The organism is Streptomyces sp. NPDC003042 (genome assembly GCF_053591315.1).
In genome coordinates, this window is record NZ_JBSFTP010000025.1 from 1 (window position 1) to 18,700 (window position 18,700).

The window sequence follows — 18,700 nt, forward strand, 5'->3', positions numbered from 1 at the left end:
GCACCGATCGGCGTAGCCGGTCGGTGCCGTCCGTGGCGTAGGCGGCGTACGTTCCGTCTGTCGGTGGACCGAGGCGGTGTGGTAGAACGCTTCATCCTCAGGGGAACGCGTGACCGGTTCTTCGCACCGCTGTTGCTACGCCCTTGCTCCTGTTGCTCCGCCCTTGCTACGCCGACCCGTCAGCCCCTCCGCCGCTCTGCCGAAGGACCGTCATGAGTGACTTACGCATGCTGGAGAACAAGGTCATCATGATCACCGGCGCCTCCAGCGGCATCGGCGCCGCCGCCGCCCGGCTGTTCGCCGCGGAAGGCGCCGCCGTGGTCGTGACGGCCCGCCGGGAGGGGCACCTCGACGCGCTGGCCGAGGAGATACGACGGCGCGGCGGGCAGGCGACAGCCGTCGCCGCTGACGTCGCCCGGTCCGCCGACGTGGCCCGCGTGGTGGCCAGGGCGGTCGAGGAGTACGGCCGGCTCGACGGCGCCCTCAACAACGCGGGCTGGGCCACGGCCGGAACGCGCATCCACGAGACGGACGACGCCGTCTTCGACCAGGTCCTCGACGTCAACCTGCGCGGCGTGTGGAACTGCCTCAAGCACCAGGTCCCCGCGATGCTCGCGGCCGGCTCCGGCGGATCCATCGTGAACACGGCCAGCGTGGCCGGGGTCCTCGCCACCGGCGCCACCGCGTCCTACGTCGCCGCCAAGCACGCGGTGATCGGCCTGACGAAGGCGGCCGCCCAGGAGTACGCGCCCGACGGCATACGGGTCAACTCCCTCGTGGTGGGCAGCACACGGACCGAGCTGATGACCGAGGTCCTCGCGCACACCCCCTCCCTGGAGGACTCCTTCACGGAACGCTCCCTCCAGAAGCGCATGGCCGGCCCCGACGAGGTCGCCCAGGCCGCGGCGTGGCTGTGCAGCGACCGGTCCTCCTTCGTCACCGGTACGGCGCTCCCCGTGGACGGGGGCTGGACGGCCGCGTAACCGGCCGCGTAACCGGCCGCGTGGCCGGCCGCCCGCAGGTCACGGCGCCACGCCGCCCGGCCCGGCCGCGGCGGTGCGGCGCGCGGGCCCCTGCCGGGCGACGTCGAGGAGGCTCTCACGGTCGGCCAGTATCCCCGTCAGCACCAGCCGCCAGGTGCTCTCCAGCAGGGCGATCGCGCCCTCCGTGGACCAGGCCGGGCCCGTGGGGCTCCGCGAGGCCATCTCGGTGGCCGAGACCAGGCTCACCACCAGGGCCGTCACCGCCTCCGGGTCGGTCCCCCCGAGCAGCCCGCCGTCGTCCCGGGCCTGCCGCAGCAGTTCGCGGGCGGCCGGCAGCCAGACCGCGGACCACGGCTGCGCCCCGGGCCGCTCCCGTTCCAGCCGGATGGTGGCCCGTACGGCCGTGCTCCTGCCGATCTGCCGGGTCAGCTCCAGTGTCAGTTCTACGAGTCGCCGCAGCGCGGGGCCCGGCAGGGCCCGGACGCGGTCCAAGGCCGCCCGGGTCTCGGCCCGGCCCGCCCGCTCGACGGCCTCGGCCAGTTCGGCCTTGGACTTGAAGTGGAAGGTCAGTCCGCCCACCGAGATCCCGGCCGACTTGCTGATCTGTGACAACGAGGTGCCGGCGTAGCCGTACTGGTCGAAGTGCGAGGCGGCTGCCCGCACGAGGGTGTCGCGGCTCCTGACCGCCCTCTGCTGCTTGGCCATGGGTTCTCCGAAAGCGCGTCGGGAGGTGCCCGGCCCGATCGGTGCGCTGTCCCGGCACCTCATGCGTGCGTCGTTGTTGCGATGCGTCACAGCTTCCGCATGATCAGCGGGCGAAAGCAACGCAGAGTTGCCGAAGTGGTGACTGGATGTGGTCGCGCCACCTCGGACGGGCCGGGCGCCACTTGCCGAAGTCGGGCCGTCGCGTGCGCGGCCGCGGCGGACGTACGTCCGCCCACTGGAAAAAAAACGAACGATCGCTATGCTACTGCCGAGCGGCTGGATGGCCGGTGGAGGAGGGATCGTGTCATGACGGTGAGCGAGTCGAGCCTTGCCCAAGCACCCGTCTCGGTGATGACCGAGCAGCTCTTCGGGCACCTGCCCCGGGCGGACCAGCGCTACTGGGCGCAGGCCTACCTTCAGGGGCTGCTCACCACCGAGGGCAAGAAGTCGGTACGGCGGATCGCCGCCGCGGTCTCCGACTCCCCGACCGCGCCCCAGTCCATGCACCAGTTCGTCAACGCCAGCCCCTGGGACTGGGACCTCGCCCGCGCCGAGCTGACCCGCTGGGTGGAACGCAGGCTGGAACCCCAGGCCTGGGTGCTCGACACGGCCGTCCTGCGCAAGCGCGGCGAGCACTCCTGCGGGGTGCACCGCCGCTTCGTGCCCGCCACCGGACGCTCCGTCAACTGCCAGGTCGGCGTCGGCGCCTTCCTCGCCACCGAGACCGACGCCTTCCCGACCGACTGGGGCCTGCTGCTCCCGGGCGCCTGGGCCGGCGACGAACAACGCCGCTCACGGGCCCGGATCCCCGACGGCGTCACCCACCGCGGTGTCGAACAGCACGCCCTCGCCCTCGCGGACAGCCTGGCGGCGAGCACCCGGACCGGCGCCCCGCCGATCGTCGCCGACCTCACCTCCTGTCCCGGCGCCGCCGCGCTGGTCCGGGCCCTGAGCGCGCGCGGCCGCGACTTCGTCGTGGCGGTACCCGGCCGCATCCCCGTCGTGCCCGGCGTCCACACCAACGGCCGGACGGCGTACGTGGGCGGCGGTGGACTGCCGGCCGCGATGGAGGCCCGGCGCTTCTTCGAGCTCAAGCCCGAGAGCCACTTCCGGCTCGATACCCTCGCCAGCCACGAGTGGCCCACCGGCCGCACCTCCGTGGTCACCGGCCTGGTCCGGCTGCCCGAACTGCGCACCACCCGCCAGAACCCGCACCACACCTACCGGCTGTTCGCCGTACGCCACCACGCGGGGCGGCGCTCCCCCCAGCTGTGGCTGACCAGCATGGTCTACCGGCGCTCCGACGAACTCGTCGCGCTGGCGCAGCTCCACCGCCGGGCGGGCATCACCGTGCAGCGCTTGGAGGAAGACTTCGGCCTGCTCGACTTCGAAGGCCGTTCGTACCCGGGCTGGCACCACCACATGACCCTGGTGTCGGCGGCCTACGCGTACAGCCGGCTGGCCGTCCCAGGCGAGACCGCGCCCGTGGGCCGTACGGCCTGACCCGCCCGGCCCCTCCCCGGGCCCGAACCCCCCGCCCCTCCGCCCTTCCAACCCCCGCGGCGGAGGGGCGGGGCCTTTCCGCGCGAGCCGCTCCTTCCCGAGCCGCTCCTCGCCGCCGTCCGGGCCGTCAGGTGGTGGCGGCCGGGGCGCGTGGTGGCATCAGGTGGCGGTGGGCGACCACGGCCAGCAGTGCGTACCCGGCGGCCAGCAGGCCGAAGGTGAAGATCCACTCGTGGGAGCCCCCGGGCCGGTAGACCCGCCCGGGGTTCCCGACGTCGACCGAGTCGGCGCTCTGGCCCATCCCGATCGAGCCGCGTCCGCTCGCATACAGCGCCACGTTCTCGCGCCTGCGCTCCCCGTCCGCCGAGCGGAAGGTCCCCGACCATTCGCAGGTCTCGTGCCCGGGGTGCTGGACGCACGTCAGCCGGCTCGCCGTGAACGTTCCCGCGACCCCGTCGGCCGTCGCCGCCCGCAGCGCGTTGCCCAGGTTGGGCAGCGACACGTAGAGCATCAGCACGGCGGCCATCAGCATCAGCAGCGAGACGAACCCGGACGGCCGGCGGGCGGGCTGGCTGGTGAACTCCGGGGCGGGGGCGGCCGTCGGGCTCATGCCGTCAGGGCGCAGTCGCAGCGGGCCGCCGCGTTCGAGCGGCCGGGGCGGGTGTGCAGCACCATGGCGACGATCATCGGGATCGTGACGATCGCGTTGTAGAAGAGGTGCAGCTCCACGCGCGGCGCCACCAGCTGGATGATGCTCGTCGCCACCGTCCGGTCGAACAGGAAGGCGCCGGTCAGGGCCTGGACCAGGAGCAGCAGGTGCTCGAAGTGGTGCCACACCTGGACGCCGAGGGTGATGTTCCACCAGGTGCGGGAGCGGCCCGTGAACCCGCGGCGCAGCAGCAGGAAGCCGACCAGCATCAGCAGGGCGTAGCCGTAGTGCATCCACTCGGACTTCACCAGCCACGGGAAGGGCATCCCGAGGACGCCCCGGGCCTCGGGCAGCGGCCAGCCCAGGATGTAGATCTGCGCCGCCTGCGCCAGGTGCTCGGCCCAGTGCGCCAGGACGATGACCAGGAAGGCCCGTAAGGCGGTCTTGTGGTAGCGGGTGTTGAGCGCGTCGATCAGCCCGTTCGCCCGCCGTGTCGCGGAGTGGGTTCCTGCGGCCATCGCGGCATACCTCCATCGGTTGCGGATCCACCCCTCATCCCAGCACCGCCGCCGACGGGCGGTCTTCTTCTGGATTGCGCAACAGCGGCCGACGGGCCCGTGTGGGTCCTTTCACGCAACTCTCCCGGCTACGGTGGGCCGCATGCTGCCACGGACATACGAAGGACAGGACTGCTCCCTCGCCCGCTCCCTGGAGGTGATCGGCGAGCGCTGGACCCTGCTGATCGTGCGCTCGGCGCTCCTCGGCGTGAAGCGCTTCGACGGCTTCCTCGGCAACCTGCCGATCGCCCGCAACGTGCTCACCAACCGCCTCGCCCGGCTCGTCGACCTCGGGATCATGGAGCGCGTCCCGTACCAGGACCGGCCCGTCCGCCACGAGTACCCGCTCACGCCCATGGGCCGGGACCTGACCACGGCCGTCATCGCCCTGATGCAGTGGGGCGACCGCAACCTGCCCACCGACGACGGCCCGCCGCGCCGGGCCGAGCACATCGGCTGCGACGGACACGTCCACGTCCGGCTCGACTGCGACGGCTGCGCCCGCGAGGTGCACGACGAGGAGGTCGCGGTCCGCCGCATCCGCTGATCCGCGCGGCGCCCCGGACCCCGTGCCGGTACGACGTGAACAGGCCCTGGCCGCAAGGCCGTTGCGCACACCGGAAGATGCCCCGCGCGCCCCCGCCCGCCCACCATGGGGCCCTCCGCCACCACCTCGGGTGGCCGCGCGAAGGAGGAACCGCGTGGCAACGGCACTGGGATCACTGCGCAGGCTGCTCATGGCCCCGTCCCTGCGGGACGTGAGCTTCTCCGGGCGGGGCTTCCCCGTCACCGAGAGCGCCGCCACGCGGCAGCTGGAGACCATTCCGCAGGCCGTCGTCAGCGGCTTCGAATGGGGCGTCGAGGCCCGCGACCTGTGGGAGACCGAGCGCCGGCTGTCGCTGGTCGACGCCGAGCTGCGCGGCTTCGCCTACGAGGGCGCCACCATGGCCTGCGTCATCCGCGACGCCATGGGCCCGGGCCGGGGCGGGCGCACCGCCGCGCTCCTCCAGGGGGGCGGCCGGCCGCACATCTTCCTCAACTACATCGGCATCGGCTTCGCCATGTCCAAGCTGCCCCGGCCCCTGTGGAAGAAGGTCGTGCCCGACCTGGAGGGCGAGGAGTTCTACCCGCCCATGACCTGGCTCGCCGTCGACGGCTACGGCTTCGACCGGGCCTACTTCGACACCCGCCGCTGGATCGACGAGCAGCGCCTCGACACCCCCTACCCGTGGGACGGACACCCCGGCTACTTCCAGCGCGCCGTCGACCAGGGCATCGGCCGCGCGCTGTGGTTCGTGGGCGGCGCCCGCGTCGACCAGGTCGCCGCTTCGGTCCGCCGCTTCGCCGCCGACCGGCAGTCCGACCTGTGGTCCGGCGTCGGCCTCGCCGCCACCTTCGCCGGCTGCTCCACCGCCGAGGACCTCGCCGCCCTCTCCGCCGCCGCCGGCGAGCTGCGGGGCCACGTGGCGCAGGGCTCCGTGTTCGCCGCCAAGGCCCGCCACTTCTCGCGGACGGTCCCCGAGCACACCCGCAGCGCGGTGCACGCGCTGGCCGGCCTCACCGTGGAGTCCGCCGCCGCCCTCGCCGACGACAGCGCCCCCGCCACGAGCCCCGGGCGAGAGGTCCCCACGTACGAGAACTGGCGCCGGGCCGTCCGCGAAAAGGTGCTCGTCCATTCTGTTTGAGCATTCCTGAAGTGGACCCGCCGACACGGTACTTGGCAGATTCGCATGGAGTAAGGAAATTCCAGGAGCAGTAAAGAGGGGCGGTTTACAACGTGTCCACCTTGCGTGCGCTGAGGCGCCGAGTCCTCACGCCCAATGTCCGCGAAACACAGCTGGAAACGCGCGGATTCCACGTGAAGGACCCGGCAGCGAAGCACCAGCTGGAAACCGTCGGGGCGACCTTCCTCCAGGGGTACGCCTACGCGGTCGAGGCCCGGTCCGCGGCCCAGGCCGAGGAGTGGCTGGAGACCGTCCCCCTCACCTACCGCGGCTTCGCCTACGAGGGCGCCGGCATGGGCGCCGTCATGCTCGACTCCCTCACCGGCGGGACCAAGCGGCTGACCGGCCTCCTCGAAGGCAAGGGCCGCCGCCACGACTACATGATCTACGTCGGCATCGGCTGGGCCATGGCCCGCCTGCCCCGCTTCCTGTGGCCCGACGTGACCCGCTTCGACCCGGTCCTGCGCTGGCTGATCCTGGACGGCTACGGCTTCCACCAGGCCTATTTCCACACCGACGGCTACGTCCGCGACCCGCTCGCCGAGCACCCCTTCCACTGGAAGGGCGGCCCCGACGCCTACAGCGCCCGGGTCGTCGACCAGGGCATCGGCCGCGCCCTGTGGTTCGTCGGGGGCACCGACCCCGAGGTCGTCGCCGCTCTGATCGCCGCCTACCCCGAGCACCGCCACGGCGACCTCTACGCCGGCTCCGGACTGGCCTGCACCTACGCGGGCAGCGCCGACGAGGACGAGCTGCGCCGCTTCGCCGGCCTCGCGGGCGCCCACCTGCCGAACCTGGCCCAGGGCTCCGCGTTCGCCGCCGAGGCCCGGGTCAGGGCCGGGACCGTCACCGACCACACCGTCATGGCGGCCCGCGTGCTGTGCGGCGGCCGCACCCCCGAGGAGGCCTCCCGGGTCTGCCTGGAGCTGCGCCCCGCGCACTGCGACGGCGGCGAGGTCCCGGCCTTCGAGACCTGGCGGCAGCAGATCGCCGAAAAGATCACCTCCCCGATCATCTTCCAGAAAGGGGTAAGCGCATGACACACCCCATTTCCTGGATACGCCGACAGGCCCCGGGAATTATCGCGCTCACCCTGATGGTGAGCATGTTCTACGCGGTGAAGCCCGGCTCCCAGGCAATTGCAGACGACGCGAAGCTCGCGAAGAATTTCAATTTCGTACCGATGTCGATCGCCTTGCCCGCCGGACACCGGCAGCAGACGGTCCGCAAGGTGAACAAGGCCTACAAGCACATCGAGGGCTGGATCTCCTCGGTCGGCGCCGGCGTCGCCATGAACGACATCGACGCCGACGGGCTGCCCAACGACCTGTGCATCACCGACCCCCGCATCGACCAGACGGTGATCACGCCCGCGCCGGTCCCCGGCCGCAAGAGCGAGACGTACCAGCCCTTCGTGCTGGACCCGGCGCCGCTGCCGGAGAACGACATCACAGCGCCGATCGGCTGCGTCCCCGGCGACTTCAACGAGGACGGCGCCACCGACCTCCTCGTCTACTACTGGGGCCGCACGCCCGTCATCTACCAGGCCAAGAAGGAAGCCCGCGCGGCCAGGGCACCGCTCGGCCCCGACAGCTTCGTCCCCGTCGAGCTGGTCCCCGGCGTCTCCGGCGCCGTCTACTCCGGACCGCTGTGGAACTCCAACGCCGCCACCGTCGCCGACTTCGACGGCGACGGCCACCAGGACATCTTCATCGGCAACTACTTCCCCGACAGCCCCGTCCTGGACGACACCGCCGACGGCGGCGTCGTCATGAACGACTCGCTGTCCCACGCCCAGAACGGCGGCGGCGGACACTTCTTCCGCTGGACCCCGAAGGGCTACGAGGAGGTCCCCGGCACCCTGCCCGAGGGCATCTCCAAGGGCTGGACCCTCGGCGTCTCCGCCACCGACCTCGACGGCGACCTCAAGCCCGAGATGTACCTGGCGCACGACTTCGGCACCTCGGCCCTCCTCTACAACAAGTCCCGTCCGGGGAAGTTCGAGTTCGCCGAGGTCAAGGCCACCCACACCGCGCTGACCCCCAAGTCCAAGGAACTGGGCCGCAGCTCCTTCAAGGGCATGGGCGTCGACTTCGCCGACCTGGACGGCGACGGCCTCTACGACGCCTTCGTCTCCAACATCACCACCTCCTTCGGCATCCAGGAGTCCAACTTCGCCTTCATCGCCACCGCCCGCGACAAGGCCGACCTCAGGACCCGCCTCAGCTCCGGCGAAGCCCCCTTCGAGGACCGCAGCGCCCCGCTCAACCTCGCCTGGTCGGGCTGGGGCTGGGACGTGAAGACCGGCGACTTCGACAACGACGGCACCCAGGAGATCACCCAGGCCACCGGCTTCCTCAAGGGCAAGCGCAACCGCTGGCCCCAGCTCCAGGAGCTGGCCACCGCCAACGACGGACTGGTCAAGCACCCCTACTTCTGGCCCAACGTCGAAGAGGGCGACGACCTCGCCGGCGACCAGTTCCTGCGCTTCTTCGCCAAGAACCGGGACGGCGCGTACAGCAACCTGTCCAAGCAGCTCGGCCTGGCCGTACCGGTCCCCACCCGCGGCATCGCCACCGGCGACGCCGACGGTGACGGCCGCCTCGACCTCGTCGTCGCCCGGCAGTGGGACGCCCCCGTCTTCTACTGCAACAAGAGCGGCTCCGACAACGCCTTCCTCGGCCTCCGGCTCACCGACGAGAACGGATCCCCCGCGATCGGGGCCCAGGCCACCGTCGTCCTCCCGGGCGGCAAGACGGTGCCGGCCCGCGTCGACGGCGGCAGCGGCCACTCGGGCAAGCGCAGCCACGACGTGCACATCGGACTCGGCGCGGCCGACGGCCCGGCGCAGGTCCGCCTGAGCTGGCGCGACCGGACCGGCCAAGTACGCAACCAGGATCTTCAGCTGACTCCCGGCTGGCACTCGCTCCAGCTCGGCGCCGAGGCCAAGGAGAAGTGACCGTGTCCACCACACAGCAAGCCGCGCCCCCACGCCACGACGCGAAGGTGGTCACCGCGCTCCGCCGGTTCGCCATCTCCATCTCCGTCCTGAACATCCTCGGCTACACGGTGCTCGGCTTCGAACAGGCCTGGCTGTGGCCGTTCGTCGCCGTCGCCACCGCCTACACCGTGGAGATCGCCCTGGAGGCGGTCAGCGCCCGGGCCGACGGACGCGCGCCCCGCTACGCCGGCGGCGGCTTCAAGGGACTCGTGGAGTTCCTCTTCCCCGCGCACATCACCGGCCTCGCCGTGAACATGCTGACCTACGTCAACGACCGCATCTGGGTCATGGTCTTCGGCGTCGTCGTCGCCGTCGCCACCAAATGGGTGCTGCGCTCCCCCCTCAAGGGGCGCATGCGGCACTACATGAACCCGTCGAACTTCGGCATCGCGATCATCCTGCTGCTCTTCCCCTGGGCCAGCATCGCCCCGCCCTACCACTTCACCGAGTACCTGCACGGACCCGCGGACTGGGTACTGCCAGCGGTCATCATCACCCTCGGCACCCTGCTCAACGCCAAGCTGACCGGCCGCATGTGGCTCATCCTGGCCTGGCTCGTCGGCTTCGCCCTCCAGGCCGTCGTACGCGGCCTGCTGCTGGGCACCGCCATCCCCTCGGCGCTCGGCATGATGACCGGCACCGCCTTCATCCTCTTCACCAACTACATGGTCACCGACCCCGGGACCTCGCCCTCCAAGCGCTCCTCCCAGATCGCCTTCGGCGCCGGCGTCGCCGCGATGTACGGCCTGCTGACCGCCCTCGGCATCGCCTACGGGATCTTCTTCGCCACCGCCCTGGTCTGCCTGATCCGCGGCGGCTACCTGTGGGGCCTGCACTTCCTCGACAAGCAGCGCGCCGCCCAGGCCAAGGCTGCCGCCACCACCGCGCGCCCCGCCGCGGGACTCACGGTCCTGCCCCTCGCGGCCGCGTCCCCGGCACCTGCCGCGGCCCTGGCCCCGGCACCGGCCCCGGCGTCCGCCGCTGCCGTCGTCGCGCCGGCCGCCGCGCCCGTCGCCGCCACCGTGACGCTCACCGCCCCGGCCGACGCCTGCGCCGCGGGCACCTGTCAGCACGGCAAGTGCGCCTCCATGCGGGCGGCCAGGGAGAAGCGGGAGGTCTCCGTATGACCAGAATCGCCATCGTGGGCATGGCGGCCCGCTACCCCGACGCCACCAGCCACCGCGAACTCTGGGAGAACGCGGTCGCCGGCCGCCGGGCCTTCCGCCGGCTCCCCGCCGTCCGCATGAACCTGGACGACTACTACGACCCCGACCCGGCCGTCCCCGACCGGTTCTACGCCCGCAACGCCGCCGTCATCGACGGCTACTCCTTCGACCGCGTCGCCCACCGCATCGCCGGCAGCACCTACCGGTCCACCGACCTCACCCACTGGCTCGCCCTGGACACCGCCACCGCCGCCCTGGCCGACGCCGGATACCCGGCCGGCGAGCAACTGCCCCGCCCGCGCACCGGCGTCGTCGTCGGCAACACCCTCACCGGCGAGTTCTCCCGCGCCAATGTGATGCGGCTGCGCTGGCCGTACGTACGGCGCGTGCTCGCCGCCGCCCTCAAGGGCCAGGAGTGGGAGGACGAGCGCCTGGCCGACTTCCTCGACGGGGTCGAGGACGCCTACAAGAAGCCCTTCCCGGCCATCGACGAGGACACCCTCGCCGGCGGCCTCTCCAACACCATCGCCGGACGCATCTGCAACCACTTCGACCTGAACGGCGGCGGGTACACCGTCGACGGGGCCTGCTCCTCCTCGCTCCTGTCGGTGACCACCGCCGCGGCATCCCTCGCCGGCGGAGACCTCGACGTCGTCGTGGCCGGCGGCGTCGACCTGTCGATCGACCCCTTCGAGATCATCGGCTTCGCCAAGACCGGCGCGCTCGCCAGGAAGGAGATGCGGCTCTACGACCGCGGCTCCAACGGCTTCTGGCCGGGCGAGGGCTGCGGCATGGTCGTCCTGATGCGCGAGGAGGACGCCCTCGCCCAGGGCCGCCGCGTCTACGCGGCCATCGCCGGCTGGGGCATCGCCTCCGACGGCCAGGGCGGCATCACCCGGCCCGAGGTCAGCGGCTACCAGCTCGCGATGCGCCGCGCCTACGACCGCGCCGGCTTCGGCGTCGAGACCGTCCCGCTCTTCGAGGGCCACGGCACCGGCACCGCCGTCGGCGACGCCACCGAACTCAAGGCGATCACGGGAGCCCGCGCCGCGGCCGGCGCCACCGCCCCGCACGCCGCCATCAGCTCCATCAAGGGCATGATCGGCCACACCAAGGCCGCCGCCGGCGTCGCCGGACTCATCAAGGCCACCATGGCCCTCGACGCGGGCATCCTGCCGCCCGCCATCGGCTGCGTCGACCCGCACGAGCTGCTCACCGGCGAGCAGGCCAACCTGCGCGTACTGCGCAAGGCCGAGGCCTGGCCCGACGGCGCACCGCTGCGCGCGGCCGTCACCGCCATGGGCTTCGGCGGCATCAACACCCACGTCGTCCTCGACAGGACCCCGCCCAAGCGGCGCACCGCGCCCAGCCGGCGCACCACCACCCTCGCCAACTCCCTCCAGGACGCCGAACTGCTCCTGCTGGACGGCGACTCCCCGCAGGCCCTGCGCGCCCGCGTCGCCGAGGTCGGCGCGTTCGCCGCGCGGCTGTCCTACGCCCAGCTCGCCGACCTCGCGGCCACCCTCCAGCGCGAACTGCGCGAACTGCCCTACCGCGCGGCCGTGGTCGTCACCTCCCCCGACGACGCCGAACTGCGCCTCGGCCGCATCGCCGCCGCCCTCGACGAGGGCGCCACCACCCTGCCCGCGGGTGACGGCCGCAGCTTCCTCGGCAAGGCCGAGGACGCGCCCCGCATCGGCTTCCTCTTCCCCGGCCAGGGCTCCGGCAAGGGCACCGGCGGAGGCGCGCTGCGCCGCCGCTTCACGGAGGCCGCCGAGGTCTACGACCGGGCCGCACTGCCCGCCACCGGCGACATGGTGGCGACCGGCGTGGCGCAGCCGCGCATCGTCACCGGCTCCACGGCGGGCCTGCGCGTCCTCGAATCCCTCGGCATCGAGGCCGACGTCGCAGTCGGCCACAGCCTCGGCGAACTCTCCGCCCTGCACTGGGCGGGCGCCCTCGACGCCCCCACCCTGCTGGAGGTGGCCCGGGTCCGCGGCCGCACCATGGCCGAGCACAGCGCCTCCGGCACCATGGCCTCGCTCGCCGCCGCCCCCGACGCCGCGACCTCCCTCGCCGAAGGCCTGCCCGTCGTCATCGCCGGGTTCAACAGCCCCGGCCAGACCGTCCTCGCCGGGCCCGTGGACGCCATCGAGGCCGTCGCCGAGCGCGCCGGGCGGGCCGGGGTCACCTGCACCCGCCTCGCCGTCTCGCACGCCTTCCACTCGCCGCTGGTCGCCCCGGCCGCCGACTCCTTCGGGGACTGGCTCACGGGTGTCGCCTTCGGCGCCGTGGACCGCCGCATCGTCTCCACCGTCACCGGCGAGGACCTGCGGGCCGACAGCGACCTCCCCAAGCTGCTGCACCGGCAGATCACCGACCCCGTCCTGTTCGCCCAGGCCGTGGGGGCCGCCGCCGCCGACGTCGACCTGTTCGTCGAGGTCGGCCCCGGCCGGGTGCTCAGCTCGCTGGCCGCCGCCGGCGTGGAGGTACCCGCCGTCGCCCTGGACACCGACGCCGAATCCCTGCGCCCGCTGCTCCAGGTCGTGGGCGCCGCCTACGTGGCGGGAGCCCCGCTGATCCACGAGCGGCTCTTCCGCGACCGGCTCACCCGGCCGCTGGAGATCGGCGCCGAGTTCAGCTTCCTGTCCAGCCCCTGCGAACAGGCCCCCGAGGTCACCCTGCCCGCCGGCCGTGGCCGCGCTCCCGCCGCGCCCGAGGAGGAAACCTCCGACGGCGCCGGATCCGCCGCCGCGGACGGCGCCACCGCGACCTCCGCCCTCGACGTCCTGCGCGCCCTGGTCGCCGAACGCGCCGAACTGCCCCCCGAGCTCGTCGCCGACGACATCAGCCTCATCGACGAACTCCACATGAGCTCCATCACCGTCGGCCAGCTCGTCAACCAGGCCGCCGGCCGGCTCGGCATCGCCGCCGCGCACGTTCCCACCAACTTCGCCACCGCGACCCTGATCCAGCTGGCCGAGGCACTGGAGACCCTCGCCGGCACCACCGGCTCCGCGGGAGCGGGCCCCACCGCCCTCGTCACCGGCGCCGCCCCCTGGGCCCGGCCCTTCGCCGTCACCCTGGAACCCGTACCCCTGCCCGTACCCCAGCCCGCGCCGCTCCCCGACCGGACCGGGGGCGCCTGGGAGCTGTACGCGCCCGAGGGACACCCGTACGCCCAGAGGCTGCGGCGGGAGCTGGAGGGCGCCGGGACCGGAGCGGGCGTCCTGGTCTGGCTGCCGTCCCCCTGCCCGCCCGAAGCCGTCGAACAGGCCCTGGCCGCGGCCAAGTCCGTCCTCGCCGGCGACCGCGCACGCCGCTTCGTCCTCGTCCAGGACGGCCCCGGCGCGGCCGGCCTCGCCAAGAGCCTGCACCTGGAGGCCCCGCACCTGCGGACCACCGTCGTCCACACACCCGCCATCGAGGAGAGCGTCGCCCGCGTCCTCGCGGAAGTCGCCTCCACCGCCGGCTTCACCGAGGTCCACTACGATGCCGACGGCACCCGCCGCGTCCCGACCCTCAGCGTGCTGCCCTACGAAGGCACCCGCACCGAACAGGTCCTGGACGCCTCGGACGTCCTGCTCGTCACCGGCGGCGCCAAGGGCATCACCGCCGAGTGCGCGCTCGCCCTGGCCAAGGAGAGCGGCGCCCGCCTGGCCCTGCTGGGCCGCTCCGACCCCGCCGAGGACGAGGACGTCGCGGCGAACCTGCGCCGCATGGAGGACAGCGGCGTCACCGTCGCCTACGCCCGCGCCGACGTCACCGACCCGGCCGGGGTGGCCGAGGCCGTGGCCGCCCTCACCGGCGAACTCGGCCCCGTCACCGCCGTCCTGCACGGCGCCGGACGCAACGAGCCCGCCGCCCTCACCGCCCTGACCGCCGAAGACTTCCGCCGGACCTTCGCACCGAAGGTCGATGGACTGCACGCCGTACTCGGCGCCGTCGACCAGGGCGCCCTCAAGCTGCTCGTCACCTTCGGCAGCATCATCGGCCGGGCCGGCCTGCGCGGCGAGGCGCACTACGCCACCGCCAACGAGTGGCTGGCCGCCGCCACCGAGCAGGCCGCCCGCGACCTGCCCCACTGCCGGGCCCTGTGCCTGGAGTGGTCCGTGTGGTCCGGCGTCGGCATGGGCGAGAAGCTGTCCGTCGTCGAGTCCCTCGCCCGCCAGGGCATCACCCCCGTCACCCCCGACCAGGGCATCGAGATCCTGCTGCGCCTGGTACGCGACCCCGACGCCCCCGTGGTGACGGTCGTCAGCGGACGCACCGAAGGCATCGGGACCGTACGCCGCGAACTGCCCCCGCTGCCGCTGCTGCGCTTCACCGGCACCCCGCTGGTGCGCTACCACGGCGTGGAACTCGTCACCGAGGTCGAACTCAACTCCGGCACCGACACCTACCTCGCCGACCACCACCTCGACGGCAACCTGCTCCTGCCCGCCGTCCTCGGTATGGAGGCCATGGTCCAGGTGGCCTGCGCCGCCACCGGACGCGAACAGGTCCCCGTCATCGAGGACGCCCGCTTCCTGCGGCCCATCCTCGTCCCGCCCAACGGCGCGAACCGGATCCGCATCGCCGCCACCGTCACCGGGGCCCGCACGGTGGACGTCGCCATCCACGCGGAGGAGACCGGCTTCGCCGCCGAACACTTCCGCGCCCGCCTCGTCTACTCCGGCGAGGCGCCCCCCGACGGCGCACCCGACCAGGTCGCCGAAGGCGTCCCGCCGGCCCCCCTCGACCCGGCCGCCGACCTCTACGGCGGAGTCCTCTTCCAGGGCCCCCGCTTCCAGCGGCTGCGCCGCTTCCACCGGGCCGCGGCCCGCCACGTGGACGCCGACGTCGCCGTCGACCCGCGCGGGAACTGGTTCGCCGGATTCCTGCCCGGCCGGCTGCTGCTGGCCGACCCGGGCATGCGCGACGCCCTCATGCACGGCAACCAGGTGTGCGTCCCCGACGCCACCCTGCTCCCCTCCGGCATCGACCGGCTCCACCTGCTCGGCGCCGGCACCGAGGTCCCCGGCGAACTGCGCTACTGCGCCACCGAACGCTCCCGCGACGGCGACACGTACGTGTACGACATCGCCGTACGGACCGCCGACGGAACCGTCGTCGAACGCTGGGAAGGCCTCACCCTCCACGCCGTGCGCAAGACCGACGGCCAGGGACCGTGGGTGGCCCCCCTGCTCGGCTCCTACCTGGAAAGGGCCCTGGAGGAAATGCTCTCCGTACAGATCTCCGTCGCGGTCGAACCCGACGCGGACACCCCCGACGGGCAGCCGGCCGAGCGCAGGGCGGGCACCACGGCCGCCCTGCGGCGCGCCGTCGCCGCACCCGTGGACGTACTCCACCGCCCCGACGGCCGGCCCGAACTCGCGGGCGGCCGCCCCGTCTCCGCCGCGCACGGCCTGGGCCTGACCCTCGGCGTGGCGGCCGCCGAAGGCTCCGACGCCTCCGTGGCCTGCGACGTCGAGGCGGTGACCGGCCGCACCCCGGACGAATGGCAGGGCCTGCTCGGCGGCCACGCCCCGCTGGCCGACCTCGTCGCCAGGGAGACGGGGGAGAGCGCCGACACCGCCGCCACCCGCGTGTGGAGCGCCGTCGAATGCCTGCGCAAGGCGGGCGCGGCCACGGACGCCCCGCTGACCCTGGCCCCCGGGACCAGGCCGCAATGGGTCGTCTTCACCTCCGGCCCCCTGCGCATCGCCACCTTCGTCACCACGGTGCGCCAGCCCGCCCGGCGCACGGCCACGGCCGCCCCGGCCGGCGCCACCGCGACCGTGCCCGCCGCCACCGTGCCCGCCGCCCAGGCGGCGGCCGCCGCCGTCGGCGTACGGGTGGAAGCCCTGCGGACCGGTGTCTTCGCCGTCCTGACCGGCGCCGCCCCCACGACAGGAGGGAACCGGTCATGACCGGCAACGGGTACCCCGGCGGCGACACGGCCGCCGGCGAACGACCGAGCGATCCGGCCGCCTTCGAGTACCGGCACACGGTCGCCTTCGCGGAGACCGACCTGTGCGGGCGGGCCGGCCACGTCGCCTTCACCCGCTGGCAGGTCCGCTGCCAGGAACTGTTCCTGCGCGAGCGGGCGCCCGGCGTCCTCGGCGGCGAGCCCGACGGGCCGCGCCTGTTCACCCAGCAGGTGGAGTGCGAACTCCTCGCCCCCGTCGCCGCCCTCGACGAGATCCGCGTACGGCTGACCTCGGCCGAGGTCGGCCACACCGGCTTCGAACTCGTCTTCGACCACGTGAGGACGGCCCAGGACGGTACGCCGACCCTGACCGCGCGCGGCCGGCAGCGGATCGTCTGCATGAGCGGCCGCCCCGGCGAGGCCGTGCCCGCCATCGTCCCCGCGGAACTGGCCCGCGCCCTGGAGCCCGGCCGCCGCCCCGGCGGGCAGCTCGGCCGCCCGCTAGGCCACCCGTTCGGCCGCCCGCTCGCCGGAAGCTCCTCATGAGCCCGCTCGCCGCGGCGTCCGCCGCGTCCGCGCAGCGCGTCGACCTCGGCGACCGGCGCCAGCTGCGCGGGGTCTTCGGGACGTTCGCCACCGGGGTCACGGTCGTGACCGTCGGCGGCGACGTCCCCCGGGGGATGACCGCCAACTCCTTCACCTCCGTCTCCCTCACCCCGCCCCTGCTGCTGGTCTGCGTCGACAAGGACGCCGACATGCACCGCAGCCTGGAACGGTCGGCCACCTTCGGCGTCTCGGTCCTCGGCGACGGCCAGGAGGCCGTCGCCCGGCACTTCGCCGACCACTCCCGGCCCGTCGGCGCCGGCCAGTTCGACACCGTGGACTGGCGGCCCGGCCGCACCACCGACGCCCCGCTGATCACGGCGGCGGCCGCCCACTTCGAGTGCGAGAAGTGGCGCGTGCACGACGCCGGGGACCACACCATCTTCCTGGGCCGGCTGCTGAGCGCGACCCGGACCGCCGGCAGCGGCGCCCTGCTCTTCCACGAGGGCCGCTTCGGCTGCCCCGGCGAACCGCCGGCCGGCGAACGGGAAGGGAGCAGGGTGGCATGAACATCAACCCGCCCGGACCGCCGCTGACGGCGCTGCCCGGCCTGCTCAAGAAGCTCGCCGTCGACCGGCTCGGCCTCATGCGGGACGCGGCGGCCCTCGGCGACGCGGTCCGGGTGGCGATGGGCCCCAAGAAGCTCTACATCTTCAACCGGCCCGACTACGCCCGGCACGTGCTCGCCGACAACAGCGACAACTACCACAAGGGCATCGGACTGGTGCAGGCCCGGCGCGTCCTCGGCGACGGCCTGCTCACCAGCGACGGCGAGGTCTGGCGTACCCAGCGCCGCAACGTCCAGCCCGCCTTCAAGCCGGCCCGCATCACCGCCCAGGCCGACGCCGTCGCGGAGGAGGCGGCCAAACTCGTCGCCGGGCTGCGCGCCCGCGAAGGGGCCGGACCGGTCGACGTCCTGCACGAGGTCACCGGCCTCACCCTGGGCGTCCTCGGCCGCACCCTGCTCGACACCGGCCTCGGCGGCCACGACTCGGTGGCGCACGCCTTCGAGGACGTCCAGGACCAGGCCATGTTCGAGATGGTCACCCAGGGCCTGGTGCCCAATTGGCTGCCGCTGCCCGGCCAGCTGCGCTTCCGCAAGGGCCGCCGCGAGCTCCACCGGGTCGTGGACCTGCTGGTGGCCGACCGCGCCTCCCGGATGGCCGACGGGCAGCCCGCGGACGACGCGCTCTGCCGGATGATCGTCGCCGCCCGCCGCGAGGGCGACCCGGCCACCGCCCGCCGGCGACTCCAGGAGGAACTGGTCACCCTGCTGCTCGCGGGCCACGAGACGACCGCGAGCACGCTCGGCTGGACCATCCGTCTCCTGGAGGACCACCCGCAGGTGCGCGAGCAGGTCCGGGAGGAGGCCCGGCGCGTCCTCGGCGACCGGGTCCCCGGCGCCGAGGACCTGCACGGGCTGACGTACACCACCCGGGTCGTACAGGAGGCCATGCGCCTCTACCCGCCGGTGTGGGTGCTGCCACGCGTCGCCCAGCGGCCCGACAGCGTGGGCGGTTACACCGTGTCGGCCAAGGCCGACGTGCTGATCTCCCCGTACATCCTGCACCGCAACCCGGAGCTGTGGGAGGACCCGGAGCGCTTCGACCCCGACCGCTTCGAACCGGCGCGGGTGGCCGGCCGGCCGCGCTACGCCTACCTGCCGTTCGGCGCCGGACCGCGGTTCTGCGTCGGCAGCAACCTCGGGATGATGGAGGCGGTGTTCGTCACCGCCCTGCTCACCCGTGACCTGGACCTGCGCAGCGTGCCGGGGCACGCGGCGGTCCCGGAGGCCATGCTGTCGCTGCGCATGCGCGGCGGACTGCCGATGACGGTGCACCCGGTGGACTGACGCGGACAGCCCGCACGCGAAGGGGCCGGCCGCGGAGAGGATCCGC

Annotated in this window: 14 protein-coding genes; 11 read left to right on the forward strand and 3 right to left on the reverse strand. The window is 73.4% G+C overall.

Annotation, left to right across the window (positions count from 1 at the left end):
- Positions 1–212: 212 nt before the first annotated feature.
- Positions 213–983: an SDR family NAD(P)-dependent oxidoreductase gene (locus tag ACWDYJ_RS15200; protein ID WP_451565990.1), complete on the forward strand. Its 771-nt coding sequence runs from the start codon at positions 213–215 to the stop codon at positions 981–983.
- 39 nt (positions 984–1,022) lie between these two features.
- On the opposite strand, the gene ACWDYJ_RS15205 is transcribed toward ACWDYJ_RS15200, so the two are convergent.
- A complete protein-coding gene (locus ACWDYJ_RS15205) occupies positions 1,023–1,688 on the reverse strand; it encodes a TetR family transcriptional regulator (protein WP_451565991.1) in 666 nt (221 codons plus the stop codon).
- A 306-nt stretch (positions 1,689–1,994) separates the two neighbouring features.
- Here ACWDYJ_RS15205 and ACWDYJ_RS15210 point away from each other — a divergent pair, with 306 nt between their 5' ends.
- The gene (locus ACWDYJ_RS15210) at positions 1,995–3,191 is read left to right on the forward strand and encodes an IS701 family transposase (protein ID WP_451565992.1); all 1,197 of its coding nucleotides are present in this window, start codon (positions 1,995–1,997) and stop codon (positions 3,189–3,191) included.
- Positions 3,192–3,318: 127 nt separating this feature from the next.
- Here the strand turns inward: ACWDYJ_RS15210 and ACWDYJ_RS15215 are convergent, their stop codons facing one another.
- Both ACWDYJ_RS15215 and ACWDYJ_RS15220 read right to left on the reverse strand, forming a co-directional pair.
- Complete coding sequence (locus ACWDYJ_RS15215) at positions 3,319–3,801, reverse strand: hypothetical protein (RefSeq protein WP_451565993.1); 483 nt, start codon at positions 3,799–3,801, stop codon at positions 3,319–3,321.
- Positions 3,798–4,358, reverse strand: a complete 561-nt coding sequence (locus tag ACWDYJ_RS15220; protein WP_451565994.1) for a hypothetical protein — start codon at positions 4,356–4,358, stop codon at positions 3,798–3,800. The genes ACWDYJ_RS15215 and ACWDYJ_RS15220 overlap by 4 nt, the downstream gene beginning before the upstream one ends.
- A 142-nt stretch (positions 4,359–4,500) precedes the next feature.
- Between ACWDYJ_RS15220 and ACWDYJ_RS15225 the strand changes: the two genes are divergently transcribed.
- The 9 genes from ACWDYJ_RS15225 to ACWDYJ_RS15265 all read left to right on the forward strand — a co-directional run bounded on the left by ACWDYJ_RS15225 (position 4,501) and on the right by ACWDYJ_RS15265 (position 18,654).
- On the forward strand, positions 4,501–4,944 hold the full coding sequence (locus tag ACWDYJ_RS15225; RefSeq protein ID WP_451565995.1) for a winged helix-turn-helix transcriptional regulator: 444 nt from the start codon (positions 4,501–4,503) through the stop codon (positions 4,942–4,944).
- Positions 4,945–5,098: 154 nt separating this feature from the next.
- Positions 5,099–6,082, forward strand: coding sequence for a DUF1702 family protein (locus ACWDYJ_RS15230; RefSeq protein ID WP_451565996.1), 984 nt, complete (start codon positions 5,099–5,101; stop codon positions 6,080–6,082).
- A 92-nt stretch (positions 6,083–6,174) separates the two neighbouring features.
- Positions 6,175–7,161, forward strand: coding sequence for a DUF1702 family protein (locus ACWDYJ_RS15235; RefSeq protein ID WP_451565997.1), 987 nt, complete (start codon positions 6,175–6,177; stop codon positions 7,159–7,161).
- Entirely contained in the window at positions 7,158–9,080 is a 1,923-nt protein-coding gene (locus ACWDYJ_RS15240) for a CRTAC1 family protein (protein ID WP_451565998.1), read from the forward strand. Before ACWDYJ_RS15235 ends, ACWDYJ_RS15240 begins: the two co-directional genes overlap by 4 nt.
- Entirely contained in the window at positions 9,077–10,249 is a 1,173-nt protein-coding gene (locus tag ACWDYJ_RS15245; RefSeq protein WP_451565999.1) for an enediyne biosynthesis protein, read from the forward strand. The genes ACWDYJ_RS15240 and ACWDYJ_RS15245 overlap by 4 nt, the downstream gene beginning before the upstream one ends.
- A complete protein-coding gene (locus tag ACWDYJ_RS15250) occupies positions 10,246–16,200 on the forward strand; it encodes a type I polyketide synthase (protein WP_451566000.1) in 5,955 nt (1,984 codons plus the stop codon). Before ACWDYJ_RS15245 ends, ACWDYJ_RS15250 begins: the two co-directional genes overlap by 4 nt.
- The gene (locus ACWDYJ_RS15255) at positions 16,197–16,745 is read left to right on the forward strand and encodes an acyl-CoA thioesterase (RefSeq protein WP_451566001.1); all 549 of its coding nucleotides are present in this window, start codon (positions 16,197–16,199) and stop codon (positions 16,743–16,745) included. Before ACWDYJ_RS15250 ends, ACWDYJ_RS15255 begins: the two co-directional genes overlap by 4 nt.
- A complete protein-coding gene (locus tag ACWDYJ_RS15260; RefSeq protein ID WP_451566002.1) occupies positions 16,742–17,311 on the forward strand; it encodes a flavin reductase family protein in 570 nt (189 codons plus the stop codon). Before ACWDYJ_RS15255 ends, ACWDYJ_RS15260 begins: the two co-directional genes overlap by 4 nt.
- Entirely contained in the window at positions 17,308–18,654 is a 1,347-nt protein-coding gene (locus tag ACWDYJ_RS15265) for a cytochrome P450 (RefSeq protein WP_451566003.1), read from the forward strand. The genes ACWDYJ_RS15260 and ACWDYJ_RS15265 overlap by 4 nt, the downstream gene beginning before the upstream one ends.
- Positions 18,655–18,700 lie beyond the last annotated feature (46 nt).

Coding starts and splice junctions, on each gene's coding strand:
- ACWDYJ_RS15200 (WP_451565990.1), top strand. CDS start 213: ATGAGTGACTTACGCATGCTGGAGAACAAGGTCATCATGATCACCGGC.
- ACWDYJ_RS15205 (WP_451565991.1), bottom strand. CDS start 1,688: ATGGCCAAGCAGCAGAGGGCGGTCAGGAGCCGCGACACCCTCGTGCGG.
- ACWDYJ_RS15210 (WP_451565992.1), top strand. CDS start 1,995: ATGACGGTGAGCGAGTCGAGCCTTGCCCAAGCACCCGTCTCGGTGATG.
- ACWDYJ_RS15215 (WP_451565993.1), bottom strand. CDS start 3,801: ATGAGCCCGACGGCCGCCCCCGCCCCGGAGTTCACCAGCCAGCCCGCC.
- ACWDYJ_RS15220 (WP_451565994.1), bottom strand. CDS start 4,358: ATGGCCGCAGGAACCCACTCCGCGACACGGCGGGCGAACGGGCTGATC.
- ACWDYJ_RS15225 (WP_451565995.1), top strand. CDS start 4,501: ATGCTGCCACGGACATACGAAGGACAGGACTGCTCCCTCGCCCGCTCC.
- ACWDYJ_RS15240 (WP_451565998.1), top strand. CDS start 7,158: ATGACACACCCCATTTCCTGGATACGCCGACAGGCCCCGGGAATTATC.
- ACWDYJ_RS15250 (WP_451566000.1), top strand. CDS start 10,246: ATGACCAGAATCGCCATCGTGGGCATGGCGGCCCGCTACCCCGACGCC.
- ACWDYJ_RS15255 (WP_451566001.1), top strand. CDS start 16,197: ATGACCGGCAACGGGTACCCCGGCGGCGACACGGCCGCCGGCGAACGA.
- ACWDYJ_RS15260 (WP_451566002.1), top strand. CDS start 16,742: ATGAGCCCGCTCGCCGCGGCGTCCGCCGCGTCCGCGCAGCGCGTCGAC.
- ACWDYJ_RS15265 (WP_451566003.1), top strand. CDS start 17,308: ATGAACATCAACCCGCCCGGACCGCCGCTGACGGCGCTGCCCGGCCTG.